This window comes from Brevibacillus sp. FW306-2-1A-C05A (assembly GCF_058781555.1).
In genome coordinates, this window is record NZ_JBYSWV010000003.1 from 11,670 (window position 1) to 31,709 (window position 20,040).

The 20,040-nt window shown below is 54.8% G+C and carries 19 protein-coding genes; 18 read left to right on the plus strand and 1 reads right to left on the minus strand.

What is annotated here, in order from left to right:
* Nucleotides 1–13: 13 nt before the first annotated feature.
* From accC to AC3WJN_RS04080, 10 genes are all read left to right on the plus strand, one after another.
* A complete protein-coding gene (gene accC, locus AC3WJN_RS04035; RefSeq protein ID WP_007785602.1) occupies nt 14–1,369 on the plus strand; it encodes an acetyl-CoA carboxylase biotin carboxylase subunit in 1,356 nt (451 codons plus the stop codon).
* A gap of 70 nt (nt 1,370–1,439) precedes the next feature.
* Nucleotides 1,440–1,856: an Asp23/Gls24 family envelope stress response protein gene (locus AC3WJN_RS04040; RefSeq protein ID WP_005827279.1), complete on the plus strand. Its 417-nt coding sequence runs from the start codon at nt 1,440–1,442 to the stop codon at nt 1,854–1,856.
* Nucleotides 1,857–2,005: 149 nt separating this feature from the next.
* Entirely contained in the window at nt 2,006–2,563 is a 558-nt protein-coding gene (gene amaP / locus AC3WJN_RS04045; protein ID WP_025843725.1) for an alkaline shock response membrane anchor protein AmaP, read from the plus strand.
* Nucleotides 2,564–2,575: 12 nt separating this feature from the next.
* The gene (locus AC3WJN_RS04050; RefSeq protein ID WP_005827283.1) at nt 2,576–2,788 is read left to right on the plus strand and encodes a DUF2273 domain-containing protein; all 213 of its coding nucleotides are present in this window, start codon (nt 2,576–2,578) and stop codon (nt 2,786–2,788) included.
* Between the two features lie 58 nt (nt 2,789–2,846).
* Nucleotides 2,847–3,251, plus strand: a complete 405-nt coding sequence (gene nusB, locus AC3WJN_RS04055; protein ID WP_005827285.1) for a transcription antitermination factor NusB — start codon at nt 2,847–2,849, stop codon at nt 3,249–3,251.
* 20 nt (nt 3,252–3,271) lie between these two features.
* Nucleotides 3,272–4,234 carry a Kae1-like domain-containing protein gene (locus AC3WJN_RS04060; protein ID WP_039970368.1) on the plus strand — a complete coding sequence of 321 codons (963 nt, stop codon included), beginning with the start codon at nt 3,272–3,274 and terminating at the stop codon, nt 4,232–4,234.
* An 88-nt stretch (nt 4,235–4,322) separates the two neighbouring features.
* Nucleotides 4,323–5,177 carry a bifunctional methylenetetrahydrofolate dehydrogenase/methenyltetrahydrofolate cyclohydrolase FolD gene (folD, locus tag AC3WJN_RS04065; protein ID WP_005827289.1) on the plus strand — a complete coding sequence of 285 codons (855 nt, stop codon included), beginning with the start codon at nt 4,323–4,325 and terminating at the stop codon, nt 5,175–5,177.
* A gap of 90 nt (nt 5,178–5,267) precedes the next feature.
* Nucleotides 5,268–6,647, plus strand: coding sequence for an exodeoxyribonuclease VII large subunit (xseA, locus tag AC3WJN_RS04070; RefSeq protein WP_005827291.1), 1,380 nt, complete (start codon nt 5,268–5,270; stop codon nt 6,645–6,647).
* Nucleotides 6,616–6,867 carry an exodeoxyribonuclease VII small subunit gene (gene xseB, locus AC3WJN_RS04075; RefSeq protein WP_005827293.1) on the plus strand — a complete coding sequence of 84 codons (252 nt, stop codon included), beginning with the start codon at nt 6,616–6,618 and terminating at the stop codon, nt 6,865–6,867. The genes xseA and xseB overlap by 32 nt, the downstream gene beginning before the upstream one ends.
* 7 nt (nt 6,868–6,874) lie before the next feature.
* Nucleotides 6,875–7,768 (plus strand): polyprenyl synthetase family protein, encoded by an 894-nt coding sequence (locus AC3WJN_RS04080; RefSeq protein ID WP_005827295.1) that lies wholly within the window; start codon nt 6,875–6,877, stop codon nt 7,766–7,768.
* 55 nt (nt 7,769–7,823) lie between these two features.
* Here AC3WJN_RS04080 and AC3WJN_RS04085 read toward each other — a convergent pair whose 3' ends face one another.
* A complete protein-coding gene (locus tag AC3WJN_RS04085) occupies nt 7,824–9,518 on the minus strand; it encodes a M3 family oligoendopeptidase (protein ID WP_005827297.1) in 1,695 nt (564 codons plus the stop codon).
* Nucleotides 9,519–9,771: 253 nt separating this feature from the next.
* On the opposite strand from AC3WJN_RS04085, the gene dxs reads away from it, so the two are divergent.
* The 8 genes from dxs to AC3WJN_RS04125 all read left to right on the plus strand — a co-directional run bounded on the left by dxs (nt 9,772) and on the right by AC3WJN_RS04125 (nt 19,934).
* Entirely contained in the window at nt 9,772–11,658 is a 1,887-nt protein-coding gene (gene dxs / locus AC3WJN_RS04090; protein WP_007785589.1) for a 1-deoxy-D-xylulose-5-phosphate synthase, read from the plus strand.
* Nucleotides 11,655–12,473: a TlyA family RNA methyltransferase gene (locus tag AC3WJN_RS04095; RefSeq protein WP_005827298.1), complete on the plus strand. Its 819-nt coding sequence runs from the start codon at nt 11,655–11,657 to the stop codon at nt 12,471–12,473. Before dxs ends, AC3WJN_RS04095 begins: the two co-directional genes overlap by 4 nt.
* A 113-nt stretch (nt 12,474–12,586) precedes the next feature.
* Entirely contained in the window at nt 12,587–13,444 is an 858-nt protein-coding gene (locus tag AC3WJN_RS04100) for an NAD(+)/NADH kinase (protein ID WP_005827300.1), read from the plus strand.
* Between the two features lie 5 nt (nt 13,445–13,449).
* Nucleotides 13,450–13,899: a transcriptional regulator AhrC/ArgR gene (ahrC, locus tag AC3WJN_RS04105; protein ID WP_005827301.1), complete on the plus strand. Its 450-nt coding sequence runs from the start codon at nt 13,450–13,452 to the stop codon at nt 13,897–13,899.
* A gap of 16 nt (nt 13,900–13,915) precedes the next feature.
* On the plus strand, nt 13,916–15,640 hold the full coding sequence (gene recN / locus AC3WJN_RS04110; RefSeq protein WP_005827302.1) for a DNA repair protein RecN: 1,725 nt from the start codon (nt 13,916–13,918) through the stop codon (nt 15,638–15,640).
* A gap of 163 nt (nt 15,641–15,803) precedes the next feature.
* Nucleotides 15,804–17,138, plus strand: a complete 1,335-nt coding sequence (spoIVB, locus tag AC3WJN_RS04115; RefSeq protein WP_005827304.1) for a SpoIVB peptidase — start codon at nt 15,804–15,806, stop codon at nt 17,136–17,138.
* A 356-nt stretch (nt 17,139–17,494) separates the two neighbouring features.
* A complete protein-coding gene (spo0A, locus tag AC3WJN_RS04120) occupies nt 17,495–18,283 on the plus strand; it encodes a sporulation transcription factor Spo0A (protein ID WP_005827306.1) in 789 nt (262 codons plus the stop codon).
* 985 nt (nt 18,284–19,268) lie between these two features.
* Nucleotides 19,269–19,934, plus strand: coding sequence for an MBL fold metallo-hydrolase (locus AC3WJN_RS04125; RefSeq protein WP_007785582.1), 666 nt, complete (start codon nt 19,269–19,271; stop codon nt 19,932–19,934).
* Nucleotides 19,935–20,040: the final 106 nt, after the last annotated feature.

Consider the following 20,040-nt stretch of genomic DNA (forward strand, 5'->3'; position numbering starts at 1 on the left):
GGGGGAGAGCGAAATGTTTCAAAAAGTATTGATTGCCAATCGCGGGGAGATTGCCGTTCGGATCATCCGGGCATGCTGCGAGCTGGGCATTCGTACGGTCGCTGTCTACTCCGAAGCGGATCGTGAAGCGCTTCATGTGAAAATGGCCGACGAAGCTTACTGTATTGGTCCAAAAGCATCTAAGGAAAGCTATCTGAACATAGCGAACATCATGAGCGTGGCGACCAAGGTGGGCGTAGACGCGATTCACCCGGGCTACGGATTTTTGGCGGAGAACGCTGACTTTGCCGAGATTTGCGCGGCATGCAACATCACCTTTATCGGTCCTGATCCGGAAGCGATCGTGAAGATGGGCGACAAGTCCACGGCAAAAGATACGATGAAAGCGGCCGGAGTGCCGACAGTACCTGGGACAGAAGGGCTGATTGAGGATATCGAGAGCGCCATCCGGACAGCCAACGAAATCGGCTATCCGGTGATGGTCAAAGCGACTGCGGGCGGCGGCGGACGCGGCATGCGCGTAGCGGTCGACGACGAAGATTTGGAAAAGGCGATCCGCCAGGCGCAAAACGAGGCGAAAACCGCTTTCGGCAACCCGGGCGTGTACCTGGAAAAATTCGTCGAAGGTCCGCGTCACGTCGAAATCCAGATCATGGCCGACAAGCATGGCAACGCGGTCTACCTGGGCGAGCGCGACTGCTCCATCCAGCGCCGTCACCAAAAGCTGATTGAAGAAGCGCCATCGCCTGCCTTGAGCGAGGAGACGCGCAAGCAAATGGGCGAAGCGGCTGTCGCGGCGGCCAAAGCGGTTTCCTATCACGGAGCCGGTACGGTCGAATTTTTGCTGGACAAGCACGGACAGTTTTACTTTATGGAAATGAACACGCGGATTCAGGTAGAGCATCCGGTGACCGAGCTGGTTACGGGCTTCGACTTAATCAAGGAGCAGCTCACGGTAGCAGCGGGAGAGCCGCTGTCCTTTACGCAGGAAGACATCAAGCTTGACGGCTGGGCGATCGAATGCCGGATCAACGCAGAGAACCCGGCGAAAAACTTCATGCCGTCACCTGGACGCATCACCGAATACTTGCCTCCGGGCGGTTTCGGCGTGCGGGTGGACAGCGCTGCCTATGCGGGCTATTCCATTCCGCCTTACTACGACTCCATGATCGCCAAGCTGATCGTCTGGGGCAAGGACCGCAACGAGGCGATCGAACGGATGAAGCGCGCACTCGGCGAATTTGTCATCGACGGCATCACCACGACGATTCCGTTCCATCAAAAAGTGCTGGAGCATGAAGTGTTCGTGAGCGGCCACTTCGACACCAAGTTCCTGGAAAACTACGAATTGAACCTGGATGAAGAATAATCAAGGCTGATTTGTAAAAAAACGGTGCGCTTGGTATAATGAATTACAAATCTAAAGGGAGGTGCGAAGCATGGAAGAGTTTACTCCGGATTTAGATAGAACAGAGCTTGGAAAGGTCCAGATCGCTCCCGAAGTACTGGAAGTGATCGCCGGCATGGCTGCGTCCGAGGTGGAAGGCGTAGCACAGATGAGCGGCGGTTTCGTAGGGGAAATAGCTGAACGATTAGGCCGTAAAAATATAGCTCGCGGCGTTCGCGTGGAGGTTGGCTCCCGCGAAGCGGCAGTGGATGTCTCCATCATTGTCAAGTACGGACACCGGATTCCAGACGTCGCTCGTAATATTCAAGATAGTGTGCGCAATGCGATCGAAGGAATGACCGGACTTTCGGTGGTGGAAGTAAACGTACATATCGTCGATGTAGAGCTGAAAGCCGAAGAAAAAGCTCCGGCGACGCCTGTAGTCGAAGATTACCAGCGTGTGCGCTAACATGCACCGGATGGATGCCCCCTACTGACAGGGGGCATTTTCCTCATTCCAAGTCAGTTGTTTTGCCAAGCCTTGGCTAAGGCGGGGAATTAGCCTTTGACCTTGCCCTGTTTGTCTCCTTTCAAACACGGCGAAAAGGAGAGATGCATGTGAATTTGTTTGACCGCTTTATTTTGACGATTTACAGCTTTGCGCTGATTATTTTGTCCTGCATCGCGATAGCTGCCACCAGCGGTTTGATTTCACCCGAGTTTTTCCGCCCTTATGTCGAGCAAATGCTGGCGGGAACGAACATCACGTATCTCATCGTCGCGATTATTTTCCTCGTTGTGAGTCTTCGCTTCTTTTTCAGTTCTTTTCGTTCCACGAAGCCAAAAATTGATCGTGGCATTCGCCAGCGCAGTGATCTTGGCGAAGTCCACATTACGATGCAGACGATCCAGACGATTGCCGAGCGCGCTGCCCGGCGCGTAAAAGGCGTGCGCGATATGAAAACGGCAGTCAAAGCGCTGGAGAGTGGGAACATCATCACCTTGCGCGTTTCCGTCGATGGCGAGACCCCGTTGCCGGAGCTGACGCAAAAGTTGCAGGCAGACGTGAAGGAGCAAGTCGAAGGAATTGCTGGCGTCGTGATTTCCGAAGTGTCGGTTGTGGTAACGGAAGTGGCTCAGCAAGAAAACTACGCGGCTCGCAAGCGAGTGGAATAGAAGGTGAAGTCCATGATGTGGGAGTTATTGTGGGAACACAAGGGGAAGCTAATGGGGATTTTGGCCGGAATTTTTTTCGGCATCATCTACCTTCTCGTCGGTTTTTGGAATACACTAGTCTTTGTTGTGTTTGTCGGGACCGGCTATTACATCGGTCGCAAGCTCGACCATAAGGAAGACTTGCGCGAAATACTGGATCGGATTCTGCCTGGCAAGTTTCGGTAGCAGATTAAGAGGGGAAGGAATTTGCTCCCCTGCTGACTTTAATTAGTAGGTGAATGGAATGAAGCGTAGAACAGCACGAGAAAAAGCAGTCCAATGTCTTTTCCAGATCGACATGGCCGAGGTGCCTGTCAAGGAAGCGGTTGATCTGGTCATGGAAGAGTCCGAGGAAAGCTCGCAGTATTTGCGTTATTTGCTCGATGGGGTTTTGGCGAACCTGGCAGAGATCGACGCAGAGATCAAAAAGTATTTGCGCGGCTGGCAGTTGGAGCGTATTGCCAACGTAGACCGCGCCATTTTGCGCCTCGCTTTTTACGAGATCATGTTTGAAGCGGATACGCCTGACAAGGTCGTCATGAACGAAGCGATTGAAATTGCGAAGCTGTTCAGCGACGAAGCGTCCCACCGTTATATCAACGGCGTACTGGCGAGCTTCTTGCAGGCAAGAGAAACGCAAAAGGCATAAAACAGGCAGGAGATACAAGCATGAGTAAGGTAATGTTAGGCATTGATACGAGCAATTACCGGACATCGCTGTGCTTGGCTCAGGAAGACGGCCGAATTGTTGCAGAAGCAAAACGCCTTCTCAAAGTGAAGGAGGGCAAACGCGGGCTGCAACAATCCGAAGCCGTCTTTCAGCATGTGATGAACTTGCCGGAACTAAGCGAGCAAATGAAGTGGAACGAATACGAGATCGAGGCGATCTGCGTCAGCGAAAAGCCGAGGCCCGTCGACCGTTCGTACATGCCGGTGTTCAAGGTAGGGGAAGGGCTGGCCAAATCGCTTGCGACCTACTTGCGCGTTCCCTTGCACCTGACCACCCACCAGGAAGGACATATTGCGGCAGGGGAGTACACAGCCGAAGAACGCCCGCAGCAGGACCGCTTTTTGGCCGTCCATCTGTCTGGCGGAACGAGCGAGCTGCTCTTGTGCGAGCGGCAGGCGGCCGGGTATGCGATTGAAAAAATCGGCGGCACGATCGACTTGCACGCAGGACAACTGGTGGATCGGATCGGAGTAGCGCTCGGGCTGGCTTTTCCGGCGGGACCGTATTTGGAGCAGTTGGCCAAGGAGTCGACAGGGGAATTTCGCATCGCCTCTGCGGTGGACGGCTTGGCCTTCAGCTTTTCCGGCCCGGAAGCGTCGCTGTTGCGGGCCATCGAGCGCGGCGAGACGAGCCATGCCGATATCGCCCGCGCAACCGAACAGTGTATCGCCAACTCGTTGGAAAAAGTATTGCGTCACGCTGTCGAACAGGGCCATCCACGGGACATCCTGATCGTAGGGGGAGTCGCTGCCAATCAGTACATGCGCGAGCGGCTGATAAAGCGGCTGGAGCACCCTGCGGTCAAAGCCAAGCTGTATTTTTGCGACCCGGTTTACTCCGGCGACAACGCCTACGGAGTGGCGATGCTTGGATGGATGAAGCAAAAGACGAACATTAAATAATGATAAACTTTTTATGATTCGGCTTTACAGTTGCGAGCGAAATCGGTACACTAATGGTATCGACGTTTAAGAAGGAGGCTTTTTCTCCATGACTGCAACCATTCTCCAAGGAAAAGAAGTGGCAAAAAGCATTCGCGAAGAGCTCGCGATTGAAGTGGCGGAACTGAAAAAACAAGGCATTGTCCCTGGTCTGACTGTTGTGCTTGTGGGTGACGATCCCGCATCGCATTCGTATGTACGCGGAAAATCAAAAGGCTGCGAGGAAGTCGGTATCCACTCCGAGCTGATCCTCAAGGAAGCTTCGACGACAGAGGAAGAACTGCTCGCGATCATCCACGAGTTGAACGAAAATCCGAACGTTCACGGGATTTTGGTTCAGCTTCCTCTGCCGGCGCATATTTCGGAGAAGGCAGTCATTGCAGCGATTCATCCTGAAAAAGACGTGGATGGCTTCCATCCGATCAGCGTAGGCAACATGGTACTCGGCAATGAGACGATGCTGCCGTGCACTCCGCATGGCGTCATCGAGCTGATTAAGCGGACGGGAACAGACATCGCAGGCAAGCACGCTGTCGTCATCGGACGCAGCAACATTGTCGGCAAGCCTGTATCGCTTTTGCTGCAGCAGGAAAACGCTACGGTGACCATGTGTCACTCGCGTACGCAAAACCTGGAAGAACATACGAGAAGGGCAGATATTCTCGTGGTGGCGACAGGCCGCGCGCACATGATCGGCAAGGAGCACGTAAAGCCGGGAGCGGTCGTGATTGACGTCGGGGTAAACCGGATCGAAACCGGGAAGCTGGTCGGAGACGTCAAGTTCGACGAAGTGAAAGAGGTCGCCAGCTTTTTGACTCCGGTACCTGGCGGTGTCGGGCCGATGACGATTACCATGCTGCTGAAAAACACGGTCGTGGCAGCACGCAAGCAAGCGCAACTGTAGAAGAAGCATCGCAAGGAATGGATAGGGCCTGTGCTTTATCCATTTCTTTTTGCATCGGAACAAACAAGGGACTGAAAGGAGGAGGAGTGTATGGCTGCACCCAATATTTTGTCTGTCAGCGATCTCAACCGTTATATCAAGCTCGTGCTGGAAAGAGAGACGAATTTGCAGGACGTCTGGGTGAGGGGGGAAATCTCCAACTTCACGCACCATTCCAGCGGCCATATGTATTTTACCTTGAAGGACAAGACGTCGCGGATCAAAGTCGTGATGTTTGCCAGCTACAACCGCTTCCTGCGCTTTTTGCCCAAGGACGGGACGAAGGCGATTGTGCGCGGCTCGATTTCCGCCTTCGAACGCGATGGCGCCTATCAACTGTATGCAAAAGAGATGCAGCCGGACGGCCTTGGCACGCTCTACTTGGCTTTTGAACAGCTCAAGGAAAAGCTCGCGCAGGAAGGTCTGTTTGCAGCGGAGCGAAAGCGCGTCCTCCCTCGTTTTCCGAAGCGGGTAGGAGTGGTGACCTCTCCGACCGGAGCGGCGATTCGCGATATTTGCACGACGATCCGCAGGCGATACCCGCAGGCGGAGATTGTGTTGTCGCCAGCAGTCGTGCAGGGGACGGACGCTCCGGCTTCGATCGTCTCGGCGATTCGCATTATCAACCAGCAACCCGACATCGACGTGCTGATCGTCGGCCGGGGCGGCGGCTCGATTGAAGAGCTGTGGGCCTTCAACGATGAAAGCGTAGCGCGAGCCATCGCGGCTTCGATGATTCCGGTCATTTCGGCGGTGGGCCATGAGACAGACGTCACGATTGCCGATTTCGTGGCCGATGTCCGTGCGGCGACGCCAACGGCAGCGGCGGAGCTGGCCGTGCCGCACTATCTGGAATGGGTGGAGCGCGTTCGGCAACTGGACATTCGCATGCAAAGGGCGGTGCGCAATCAGTTGGCAGAGGAACGCACCCGCCTGAACCGCCTGAGCAACTCGTATGCGATGCGTCAGCCGCAGCGGCGACTGGAGGAAGCGGCGGAACGGCTGGATCGGACGCATTTGCGGATGCGCCAGGCGATGAAGCATTTGATGGAGCGCAGGCGCGAGCGCTACACGCGGTTGGACGAGCAGATCAAGCGGTATCGGCTGGCGGATCAGGTCGGGGAACGGCGCAAAGCGGTTGCGACGATTCGCGCCCGGCTGGACGAGCGGATGCTGGCGCGGCTCAACCAAAAGCGGATGGCTTTTGCCTCGCGCATCGCGACGCTGGAGGCGCTCAGTCCGCTCGCGGTCATGAAGCGCGGTTTTTCGCTTGTGTACACGGGTGACAAGCTGGTAAAATCCGTGGAACAATTTGCTCCTGGCGACGAGATCGTGGTACGATTAAGTGATGGCAGTGCTACTGCACGAGTGGAACAGTTGAATCGGGAGGAGATTCGCAATGGCTCGCAAGAAAACGGACCAAGAGACTGACATGCAGTTCGAAGAAGCGATGAAGCGGCTGGAGGAAGTCGTCGGGAAGCTCGAAGAAGGAGACATCCCGCTGGAGGAAGCGATTACGCTGTACCAGGAAGGGGTCACTCTCTCGCGGATTTGCGGACAGAAGCTCGATGCAATTGAAGCCAAGATCATTCAGTTGGTAGAAGAAGACGGGCAACTGAAGCAGAAGGCTTTTCGCGTGGAAGGGGAATAAAGACACCGTGGATACATTCCAACAATATTTGGCGGAAAAAACGTCCTACATTGAGCAGCATCTCTTGCCTGCCCTGGAGCAGCAAGGAGTCCCGACCCAGTTGTACGAATCCATGAAGTATTCGCTCATGGCAGGCGGAAAAAGGCTGCGCCCGATGCTGGTCCTCGCTGTGCTCGAAGCGCTGGACAAGCCGATGGAGCGCGGAGTCCCGTTCGCGGTTGCCCTGGAAATGATCCATACATACTCGCTGATTCACGACGACCTGCCCGCAATGGACGACGACGATTTGCGCCGCGGCAAGCCGGCGAATCACAAAGTGTTCGGGGAGGCGACGGCGATTCTCGCGGGAGACGCGCTTCTGACGCGGGCGTTTGCCTATATCGCAGAGGCGTACCAGGAGCGCTCCGATGTGGCGCCAATCACGACTGTCAAGCTGATTGCCGAGCTGGGCAAACGAGCGGGTGCGACAGGCATGGTCGGCGGACAGATGGCGGATATCGAGGGAGAGGGCAAGCAGCTTGATCTGGAGCAACTGGAGTTCATCCATCGCCACAAGACAGGGGATTTGCTGGTGGCAGCCTTGCGCGGCGGCGGCTATCTGGCGGAAGCGAGCGAAGCGCAGATGGACGCTTTGACCCGCTACGGCGTCTGCATCGGACTGGCTTTTCAAATCCAGGACGACATCCTCAATGTAGAAGGGGACGCCGCGGAGCTGGGGAAAGCCGTTGGCAGCGACGCGGACCGGGAAAAGGTGACTTATCCGTCGTTGCTCGGGCTGGCTGAGTCCAAGGAAAGGCTCACCGCTTTGATTGCCGAAGCAAAGGCGGCTCTCGCGGATGCCGGAATCGAGCATTCCGCATTAAGCCCGCTGGCAGATTACGTGCAAAACCGGAACAAGTAATATAAAAGCTGGCATCTGCATGGGGATGCCAGCTTTTTTACGTATAGGCCGGTGTTTACAAGCGCTTGTCGTCCACGCTGTTCAGCCACGCCTCGATGTCGCCGATGACCGACTGGATGCAGCCATCTTCAAACGGCGAGTACAGCTTCGCGACTTTGACCAGCTCCGTAAACGACTTGCTGCCGCCCTCCCGGCAGAGAGTCAGGTAGTCTGCCCACGCCTGCTCGGGATTTTCCTGAGCCCGCTTCCAGAACTGGAAGGCGCAAATTTGCGCCAGCGTGTAGTCGATGTAGTAGAACGGATCGCGGAAAATGTGCGATTGCTGCTGCCAGAAGCCGCCTTCCTCCAAAAACTCGTTCTCGTCGTAATTGCGGTACGGGAGGTATTTACGCTCGATCTCGCGCCAGGTGCGCTTCCGCTCGGCCGGGGTCATTTCCGGCTGTTCGTAGACTGCATGCTGGAACTCGTCGACGGCGACGCCGTAAGGGATGAACAGCAGCGAGCTGCTCAGATGCGAGAACTTGTACTTGTCCGTATCTTCCTCGAAGAACAACTCCATCCACGGCCAGGTCAAAAACTCCATGCTCATCGAATGGATCTCGCACGCTTCATACGTCGGGAAGTGGTACTCCGGCACTTCAAAGCCGCGGCTGACGTACACCTGGAAGGCGTGTCCCGCCTCGTGGGTCAAAACGTCGATATCGCCTGAGGTGCCGTTGAAGTTGGCGAAGATGTAAGGCAGCTTGTACTTGCTCATATAGGTGCAGTAGCCGCCTGTCGCTTTGCCTTTTTTGCTCAGCAAATCGAGACATTCGTTTTCGAGCATGAAGCTGAAAAACTCGTCGGTTTCCGGAGAAAGCTGCGCGTACATTTTTCTGCCGTTTTCCACGATCCAGTCCGGAGAGCCTTTTGGCGTCGGATTACCCGTAGCGAAATCGAAAGCCAAATCGTAATACTTCATAGTATCTACGCCGATCCGCTCGCGTTGGCGCTCGACCAGCTTGGTGGCGACCGGAACAATCTGTTCCTCGACCTGACGGCGGAAGCGGGCGACCATATCCGCGTCGTAATCGGTGCGGTTCAGCCGGGCATAGGCCAGCTCCACGAAGCTGTTGAAGCCGAGCTTTTTCGCAATGCGGGTCCGCACCTTGACCAGACTGTCGTAGATGCTGTCCAGCTTCTCGGTGTGCTGGCGGAGAAAATCGTACTTGGCTTCGTTCGCCTTTTTGCGCATTTGTCTGTCCGTCGATGTCTGGAAGGGGAGCAATTGCGGAAGCGTGCGCTCTTCGCCTTCGAACATGATTTTCGCGGAAGCCATCAGAGCGATGTACTGGCTGGCCAAACGGTTTTCCTCCTGCAAATCGGCGACGACCTCCGGGGAAAAGGTGGTAAGCGTCGTTTCGGCAATGCGGAAAAGCTGGGCTCCCCATTTTTGCTCAAGCTGGGAGCGGTAGGGAGAGTGGACGATGGCGGCGTAGTAGCGGGAGACGATGCCCTGATACACCGGACCCGCTTCGTCCCAGTAGTCCTGCTCTTCTTTGTAAAAGGGGTCCTCCGTATTGATCGTGTGGCGGATTTGCGCCACTTCTCGCGCGGATTCCACCTCTTGCCGAAGCTCGTTCAGCTTACCCATCACCTGGTCTTGCTCTTCGAAGCTTGCGGCCTGCTGAAACGCTTTCAACAAGCTTGTGAAACGTTCCTCGACATCTGTCATATCAACGCGTGTGTACGGTATTTGCGAGAACTTCACGGGGTCCACCTCTTTTTTCTCGAATGGATTGATCCATTTTATTTTACCAGAAGTTAGCAGCCGTTGCGCACAAGATTGCGAGTGTGGATCAAAAGTGGTGTTTTTATGAAGAAACCGTTATAATGAATCAAGTTGAAATTAAGCGGAGTATAGGCTCCAGGCCACAACGAAGAAGCCTAGTTTTCCATGTGGTGGATTGAATTGCAGCATGCACAATCGCCGGAGAACGAACAGTGGAAAGTGAGGAATACCAATGCTGCTTACTACCATAAATGATCCTCAAGACCTGAAAAAGTGCAATTCGCAGCAGCTTCATACGCTGGCATCCGAAATCAGGCAGTTTCTCGTCGAGACGCTCTCAAAGACGGGGGGACACCTCGCGCCGAATTTGGGCGTTGTCGAGCTGACGCTGGCTTTGCACTACGTGTTTAACAGCCCCAAGGACAAGCTGATTTGGGATGTCGGGCACCAGGCATACGTACATAAAATGCTGACAGGACGCCGGGATATGTTCCCTACGTTGCGCCAGTACAAAGGGTTGTGCGGCTTCCCCAAGATGAACGAGAGCCCGCATGACGTCTGGGAGACCGGGCACAGCAGCACATCCTTGTCCGCTGCGATGGGGATGGCGACCGCCCGCGATCTGAAAAAAGAAAAAAACCACGTCGTGGCGATCATCGGAGACGGGGCGCTGACGGGCGGCATGGCGCTGGAAGCGTTGAACCATATCGGGCACGAGCGCAAAAACGTCATCGTCGTGTTGAATGACAACGAGATGTCCATCGCGCCAAACGTGGGCGCTTTGCATAACTACCTGGGCAAAATCCGCTCCACGGAAAACTACCAGTGGGCCAAGGACGAGGTCGAAGGGCTGCTCAAATCCATCCCGGCCGTAGGCGGCAAGCTGGCCTCAATCGCCGAGCGCTTCAAGGACAGCATGAAGTATTTGCTCGTATCCGGCGTTCTATTCGAGGAACTGGGCTTCACCTACATCGGGCCGATTGACGGCCACAACATGGAGCTGTTGGTCGATACGCTGAAAACGGCCAAGCAGACAAAAGGCCCGGTACTGATTCACGCGATTACGAAAAAAGGCAAAGGCTACGCTCCGGCAGAGGCGGATTCCGTGAAATGGCACGGAATCGGCACGTACAAAATCGAGTCCGGGGATACGCCGAAGTCGGCACCGACCTACACGTCCGTCTTTGCGGAAACGATGATCGAGCTGGCTGCGGAAGACAAGTCGCTCGTGGCAGTGACCCCAGCCATGCCGGCAGGCTCCGGCCTGATTCCGTTTGGACAAAAATATCCGGACCGCCTGTTTGACGTCGGGATTGCCGAGCAGCACGCTTGTACCTTTGCGGCTGGCCTTGCGACACAAGGTTTGAAGCCGGTGCTTGCGATTTACTCGACGTTTTTGCAGCGGGCGTACGACCAGTTGATTCACGATGTAGCGAGACAAAAGCTGAACGTCGTGTTTGCGGTCGACCGGGCAGGACTGGTCGGGGCGGACGGGGAAACCCATCAGGGCATGTACGATATCGCGTTCATGCGCATCATTCCGAACATGGTCATCATGGCGCCAAAGGACGAAAACGAGCTGCGCCACATGATGAAAACGGCGATGGCCTACAACGAAGGGCCGATCTCCTACCGCTACCCGCGCCTGCCAGCGCGCGGCGTGCCGCTGGATCGGGAGCTGCAAGTGTTGCCGATCGGCAAGGCGGAGATCGTCCGCGAAGGAAAGCAAGTGGCGATCCTCTCGTTTGGCCATGTATTTGAACTGGCGGAGCAGGCAGTCAACCAGTTGAATGCGGAAGGAATCAGACCGATGCTCGTCAATGCCCGCTTCTGCAAGCCGCTCGATGAGGAGCTGTTGTTCAGGCTGGCGAAGGAAGGCTACGACATCGTCACCGTCGAGGAAGGCTGTGAAATGGGCGGATTCGGCAGCGCCGTCATCGAATGTTACAACCGCGCGGGCTACCACGGCGTGAACGTGCAGGTCGTTGCCGTTCCGGATTATTTTGTCGAGCATGGCAGCGTAAAAGAACAGCGTCAAGAGGTCGAGCTGACCGTGGAGAACATCGCTTCCCGGGTACGCGCCTTGATGCCGATATCGAAGGGTGTACTGGAAGCATGAGTGTGAGAAAAGAACGAGTCGACGTATTGCTCGTCGAACGGGGACATTTTGAAACCCGGGAAAAAGCGAAAGCAGCCGTCATGGCTGGGCTGGTTCAGGTGGCGGGAGAGCGCTGCGACAAGCCAGGCACCAAATTTGCCGAGGACGTCGCGATTACGGTCAAAGGCGAGGTCCATCCGTACGTCAGCCGCGGCGGGCTGAAGCTGGAAAAGGCGCTGAAAGTGTTTGGCATCGACTTGCACGACAAAGTCATGATGGACATCGGAGCCTCGACAGGCGGATTCACCGACTGCGCCCTGCAAAACGGCGCCCGCCTCGTCTACGCGATTGACGTCGGCTACGGACAGCTTGCGTGGAGTCTGCGCCAGGATGAGCGAGTCGTCGTCATGGAGCGGACCAACTTCCGCCACATGGACCCGGAAGCCTTCGAACAGGAGCGTCCGGACGCCGCTTCCATTGATGTTTCCTTTATCTCGCTGCGCTTGATCTTGCCCGTCCTGTACCGCTTTTTAAAAGAAGGCGGAGACGTAGTGGCCTTGGTCAAGCCGCAGTTTGAGGCAGGCAAGGACAAGGTCGGAAAAAACGGGATTGTGCGGGAGCCGGAAATACACGAAGCGGTGTTGACGGACATCGGGCAATTCGCCAGCGGCCTTGGATTTGCGCTGAAAGGATTGGACTTTTCGCCGATTACGGGCGGCGAGGGCAATATTGAATTTGTCATGCATGTGGCAAAAAGCGAAGGCGGCATGGACGCCGAAGCGTGGCTGAAGCTCGTCGGCGAGGTTGTCGCGCAGGCCCATGCCAAATTGAAATAGGGACAAAAAACAAAAGCCTCGGGAGTTTTGTTGCAATCGAGGCTTTTTATTTATGCATGAAAAGTTGTATACTTGTATAAGGATTTCCAACCAACCAGTTTGGGGTGGACCATGTGAAAAAGATAGGAATCATTGCAAACAAAGGAAAGCCCGAGGCACGGATCGTGGCGCGGGAGCTCGTCTATCTGTTGGAGGTACGGGGAGCGCACGTATTTTTGGACGAAACGATCGCATCGGATCTGGGGCGCGCCGAGCTGGGCGCTTCCATCGAGCAAATCGGCAGCCACGCTGACCTGGTCTGTGTGCTCGGCGGCGACGGAACGCTGCTCAGCATCGCCCGCAAGCTCGCCGGACGATCGATCCCCATTTTCGGGATCAATCTGGGCACGCTGGGCTTTTTGTCAGAAGCGGAGCCGGAGCACCTGCCTCACGCCGTAGATAATCTGCTTTCAGGCAAGTACAATATCGAAGAGCGCGCCATGCTGGAAGCGTCATTAGTCCGCAAAGGCAGCACGCTGGGTACATATACCGCCATGAATGACATCGGGATCGCCAAAGGCTCTTTTTGCCGGATCATTCAATGCGCTGTCTACTCGGATGACGAATACGTAGCTACGTTCAGCGGAGATGGGGTCATCGTATCGAGTCCGACCGGATCTACCGCCTACTCGCTGTCTGCGGGCGGACCGATTGTGGCCCCGAATGTGGACATGCTATTACTGACTCCGGTGGCGCCCCATTCGCTGACGGCGCGGCCGATGGTGTTGTCGGGCAATCAGACGATTCGCGTAGAGGTCGATGCCATCCACCAGGAGATGGGGCTGTCCATCGACGGCCAGTTCGGTTACCGGCTGGAGGGCGGCGATCAAATCTACATCAAAAAGTCTCCGTGCGTCACTCCGCTCATCAAGTGGAAAAAGGGCAGCTTTTTTGAAGCAATTCGCACGAAACTACAAGGGGAATGGGAGTAATCCATATGAACAAGGGGCAACGACATATCCGTATTCGGGATATCATCAGCAACCAAGAGGTGGAAACTCAGGATGAACTGGTGGAGCGACTGCGCGCTGCAGGGTTCAATGTTACGCAGGCGACAGTATCCCGAGACATCAAGGAATTGCATCTGGTGAAGGTGCCACTCCCTGATGGGCGATATAAATATTCCATGCCTGCTGAACAAAAATTCAATCCGCTGCAAAAGCTCAAACGGATGTTGGTCGACTCGTTTGTCAGCATCGACCAGGCCGATCACTTCATCGTGCTGAAAACACTTTCCGGCCATGCCAACGCCGTAGCGGAGCTGATTGACAACCTGCCTTGGGAAGAGATCATGGGCACGATCAGCGGGGACAACACGATCCTGATTATTTGCCGTTCCAAGGAAAATACAGCGGAAGTCACCAAGCGCTTTATGGAAATGCTGTAGAAGGTGGGCGCAACAGATGCTAGTGGAACTCTCTATCCGTAATTTTGCCATCATTAAATCGGTCACTGTCTCTTTTCAGCGCGGGCTGAATATCCTCACAGGAGAGACGGGGGCCGGAAAATCCATCATTATCGACGCGCTCGGGCTGCTTCTGGGCGGTCGCGCCTCCGCAGATTTTGTCCGCTATGGCGAACAGCGCGCAGAGGTGGAAGGGCTGTTTGAACTGCCGCCTGGCCATCCGGCGCTCGCGGTGTGTGCCAACGTCGGCGTACAAGTCGAGCAAGATGGCATGCTCGTCGTCCGCCGCGACATTTCCAACCAGGGCAAAAGCATCATTCGCCTGAACGGGCAGATGGTGACGCTTGCCATGCTGCGCGAGCTGGGACCGTGGCTGGTCACGGTGCACGGACAGCACGACACGCACATGCTGATGCAGGCGGACAAGCATATCAACTGGCTCGACGCCTACGGCGAGGCCGCGCTCGGAGCGGCGAAAGAGGAGTACGGCAAGCTGTACGCCGCGTACCGGAAAACGAAGCAGGACCTCGAACGGATGGCCCGCAACGAGCGCGAGCTGGTGCAGCGCATTGACCTTTTGCAATACCAGTTGGACGAGATCGAAGCGGCTGCGCTTTCGCCGGGCGAGGACGAAAAGCTGATGCAGCAGCGCAAAAAGTGGATGAACATTGAGAAGGTTTACGCGACCGTCCAGGATGCGTACCGCTCGCTGCACGGCGATCAAAAAGGCATGGACTGGCTCGGACATGCGATGAGCGAGCTGGAGCGCGGGGTGCTGTACGAGGAGCAGTTGGCTCCGATTCTCGAGACGGTGCAGACGGCGTACTACCAGATTGAAGACGTCGTGCACAAGCTGCGCCAGCTCTCCTACCACCTCGACTTTGAGCCGGAGCAGCTCGCGGAAGTAGAGCGCAGGCTCGATCAGATCCAGTCCTTGAAGCGCAAGTACGGAAAAAGCGTGGACGACATTTTGGAGTACGCGGCAACGATTTCCGACGAGCTGGACGAGATGCACCATTACGAGGATCGGCTGCAACAGGTGGAAAAGCGGCTGCAAGAGCTGGCAGCAGACTTGGCCGTAGAGGCGCTGGAGCTGTCCGTCATTCGCCAGGAGTGTGCGACGAAGCTCGCCCGCGAGATCGAGCAGCAGCTAAAAGAGCTGCACATGGAACGGGCGCGCTTCGCCATTGACGTGCGCCAGACCCCTGACGAGGAAGGGGTAGAAATCGAAGGGATCAAGCGGCACGTCGACGCGAACGGCATGGACCAGATCGAGTTTTTGATCTCCCCGAACCCGGGCGAGCCATTGCGCCCGCTGGCCAAGATCGCTTCCGGCGGGGAGCTGTCGCGGGTGATGCTGGCGATCAAAACGATTCTCGCCGGAACCGATCAGGTGGAGACGCTGATTTTTGACGAGGTCGACACAGGGGTAAGCGGAAGAGCGGCGCAGGCGATTGCCGAAAAGCTGGCCCGTGTCGCCCAGAAGCGGCAAGTATTGTGCATTACGCACTTGCCTCAAGTAGCATCCATGGCCGATGCGCATTTTCTCATTAAAAAGGAAATGAGCGAGCACGAGACGAAAACGGTCGTGACGAGGCTCTCGGAGGAGGAGCGGGTGACCGAGCTTGCCCGCATGCTCAGCGGGGCGGAAGTAACGGCGAAAACAGAAGAACACGCGCGCGAGATGATTGTCCTCGGCCGCGAAAGAAAGGCTGTCAACTGATCCGGGTTGGCAGTCTTTTTTTGACGCAAAAAAGTTTGCAAAGACGCTGGCAGGTGAGGGATTTTCCTGACATAATCCGCTTGGCTGGGGGCAACATTAAAAGTACACAAGGTGGAGGTGTCTCTTTGTAGGTGTAGGTAGGGAACGGTAGGAGTGATTGCTGGTGATCCGACAAAACAAAAGAAAATGGATGGGAAGTCTCCTTCTCCTCATCACGGCGCTTGTCGTGAGTTCCACCCCGTTTCGCGATCTGTCCTCCTTTCCCCGTGAATTGCGTTTGATGGAAGGGTCCCTTGAGCAGCTCCGGGTCTCCGTGCCGGTGATGGGCACGCTAATCAATAGCAATCCTGACATTTTGCACGTCAACGGGACAGAAGCGCGCGAAGTATCCGTTGATTTGAGCCAGCCGATGTCGGTAGAACCGCGCAGGGCTGGAGAAGCCGAATTGCAGGTAAAATGGCGAAACATTCCGCTGACGGCTGTAAAAGTAAATGTGCTGCCGGACCTGCGGTTGTACCCTGGTGGGCAATCGATCGGGGTCAAGCTGCAAACGGCGGGTGTTCTCGTTGTCGGTCATCACCTCGTGGACAATGGCAAAAGCAAGGCTTCCCCTGGCGAGCAGGCAGGCATTCACGTTGGTGACATGATTGTCAAAATGAATGATCTGTACATCAATGACATGAACGAAGTAAAGAAGCTGATTAACGAAGCCGGAAAAAAGAATAGCCCGGTGCAGTTGCTCGTCGTGCGCGGGAAAGAAAAGCTGAATCTGACGCTCCATCCCGCCAAGGACCAAAAAGACGGGGAATACCGGATGGGACTGTACATTCGCGACTCAGCGGCTGGCGTGGGCACTTTGACCTTTTACGATCCCAATTCCAAGGCGTACGGCGCGCTGGGACACGTCATTTCCGATGTCGATACGGGCCAAGCCATCGTGGTAGGGGATGGCCAGATCGTCCAGGCGAGCGTGACGTCGATCGAAAAAGGACAGAGCGGCAATCCGGGAGAAAAATTCGCCCGCTTTTACAACGAAAGCGAAGTGCTGGGGAACATCACCAAAAACACGCCGTTTGGCATCTTCGGCAAAATGAAAGACGAGCCAAAGCGCAGCTATTACCGTGAGCCGCTCCCTGTAGCGCTCGCCGAGCAGGTCGTGGAAGGTCCTGCGAAAATCCTCACCGTCGTCGAAGGACAGAAGGTGGAGGAGTTCGATATCGAGATCGCCAACGTCATCAAGCAGCATTTTCCCGCAACAAAGGGCATGATAATCAAGGTGACGGACAAACGTCTTTTGGAAAAGACAGGCGGCATCGTACAAGGAATGAGCGGTAGCCCGATCATTCAAAACGGCAAGATTGTAGGCGCCGTCACGCATGTCTTTGTCAACGACCCGACATCGGGCTATGGCTGCTACATTGAATGGATGCTGCAGGATGCAGGCGTGCAGGTGCGCAACGCCCCGCAGTCGAATGCCAAAGCCGAACAGGCTGCCTGAATACGAAGAGACGAGCCGTCACGCAAACGAAGCGAGGCGGCTTTTTTCCATGGCACCATGCGCGCAAGACCGTAAGCTTCAAACCGTCGCCATAAGCATAACCTTCCACTGGAACGACGTCGGCTTGCATGGTAAAGTCATGGAGGCTTATGACGAATAGATGAAAAATGAGGGGATTCTTTGTCGAAATATCAGTAAAATCATTCAATCTTTCGTCATTGGCAGGAATGAATATGGCTTTGTCGAATTATTTTTCTCAGAGAAAAAGATGGTATGGACTAATCGTTTGTAGAAATGGAACCCCCTAGAACGCCACCTTCTTTCCAAAAGACCGTCCATTGTTAGGAGGAACGACCTTGAGCAAGATTGAAGTGTTGTTGGCAGATGATAACCGAGAATTTGTAAGCCTGTTGGAAGAGTATATCAGCAGCCAGTATGACATGAACGTCATCGGTGTCGCGTACAACGGCAATGAAGTTGTGCGCTTGCTGCAGGAACGGGTACCGGATGTACTGATTTTGGACATTATTATGCCTCACCTGGATGGACTCGCCGTCCTGGAGCAGATCCAGGCCATGCGCTTGAGTCCGCAGCCCAAAATTATTATGCTGACGGCATTCGGACAGGAAGAGATTACGAAGAAAGCGGTTGAACTGGGAGCTGCCTACTACATCCTCAAGCCGTTTGACATGGAGGTCCTCGCGCAGCGCATCCGTCAAATCATCACGACGAAGCCAGCCTCCTCCTTCGTCACATCGGTCAAGCCGCAATCGACTCTGCAAGTGCGCGGCCGCAACCTGGATGCAAGCATCACCAGCATCATCCACGAGATCGGTGTGCCTGCCCACATCAAAGGCTATTTGTATTTGCGCGAAGCCATCACGATGGTGTACAACGACGTCGAGCTGCTCGGCTCGATCACCAAAGTCCTGTACCCGGACATCGCCAAAAAGTTCAACACCACCGCAAGCCGCGTCGAGCGTGCCATCCGCCACGCCATCGAAGTCGCCTGGTCCCGCGGAAATCTCGATTCCATCTCCAGCCTGTTTGGATACACGATTTCCAACACGAAGGCGAAGCCGACCAACAGCGAGTTTATTGCGATGGTCGCGGATAAGTTAAGGATTGAGGCGAAGATTAGTTAGGCGCAATATAACAACGTTTTTAAACAATGGCTGATCGGTCTGTTCCCGTAAATTTTGCGATCATTTGCGGGGACGTTCTGACAAACTCGATTCCTGCCATTCCGAAAACGTGTGAGGAGTTCACTTCCGTAAATCGTGAACTTCACCTGATGTATCGTTGAGCCGAGTCTAACCGAATACACGTTCGAAAGCAAACGTTGCCTGAATGGGATGACGTTTGCTTTTTTGTCTCTGTACTTTAGTATGTGAAAGCGCGGGGCACACGCCATCGCGTCTGCGGAAGAAAATGCGAACGCTATCTCGTTTTAATGCAGCAAAGTGGCGGTGTGGGCAAGCGCGATCCCTTGGTACAAATTCGGGCGAATGCCGTGATTTCATCCGCAGTAAACTCGACGAGCGAAACATACCGCACGAAGTTACAACGTTACCGGAGGCGCTCAGCTTGCGGTGATGCTTTCCGGACTTGCTGCCAAGGTTGTGCGGTCGGGTGTGTAATTCATTGACTGCCGATCATTCTCGCCCGCATGGTATCATAAGGAAAGGAATACAAATGGAGGTTTGCCATGAAACGTGCATGGTACATACTCGCAGCTTTTGCGGTATGTACACCCACCGAGCGGAGTGAAAATCCGATTAGGGGGTGTTTTTTTATAAGCGCAAAGTTATCGAAGGAAAAAGAACGGTGGGAAATGAAAAACGCCATTAGGCCGTGCTAGCCTCGCACTTGGATAGCCAGCAAATAGAACGTTCCTTTGAATCAAGTCGATTCATTGGGGGTTTTTCGTTGTAAACAAGGAAGATTGGACAGTGGGCAGTACAGTATAGGCAGCGCCGCTTCGCACGAGTCAATAAACATCATGAACATGAACCTTCGAAGACCACACTGCAATGCCCGAGCGAATTAAAAGGAAGATGTTGACAATGACAAAATCAACGTAATAATATTTAGTTACGTAAAAATATAATTTTATGGAGGCCCGATACAATGGAAATTTTCAAGGGAGTAGAAATGCTACACCTAGACTATCATGGATACGAGATTCACCCCGTCCTTTTGTCGGGCCAAGACATGGCTGTCCTGATAGACACGGGCTTCCCGGGACAAATAGAAGAATTGCGTACGGCCATGGAAAAAGCGGGAGTCCCGCTTACCAAACTGAAAGCCGTCATTTTGACGCATCAAGATGTCGATCATATCGGTTGTCTTCCTGAGATTTTGCAGGAGTGCGGTCATCGTGTGCAAGTTTACGCGCACGCACTCGACAAGCCGTATATTCAGGGAGAAATCCCGCTTGTCAAAGACGCGCACCTTGAAAATCCGCCGAAGGGCAGGGTAGATCATACGGTGGTGGACGGCCAGGAGCTGCCGTTTTGCGGCGGGATTCGCGTCATTCATACGCCGGGTCACACGCCCGGGCACATCAGCCTTTACGTCAGGCAAAGCAAGACGCTCATTGCCGGGGATTCGCTGTACAGTGTAAATGGGACGCTCGCAGGGATTCACGCCCCGACGACCCTGGATATGCACGCAGCTCGCCTCTCGTTGAAAAAGTATGTAGACCTCGACATTGCGTCTGTGGTTTGTTACCACGGGGGAGTGAGCAGGGGGAAAGTGAAGGAGCAGATCGCAGGAATGATCCAGGGAGAATGACGGGGAAGGAACGAAAAGCCGGTGACACAGCAAAACCATCTCACAAGGATGGTTTTTTGTTTTGCTATTGTCGAAACATGTCGTGGTTATTTGCTTGTTGCAGGCA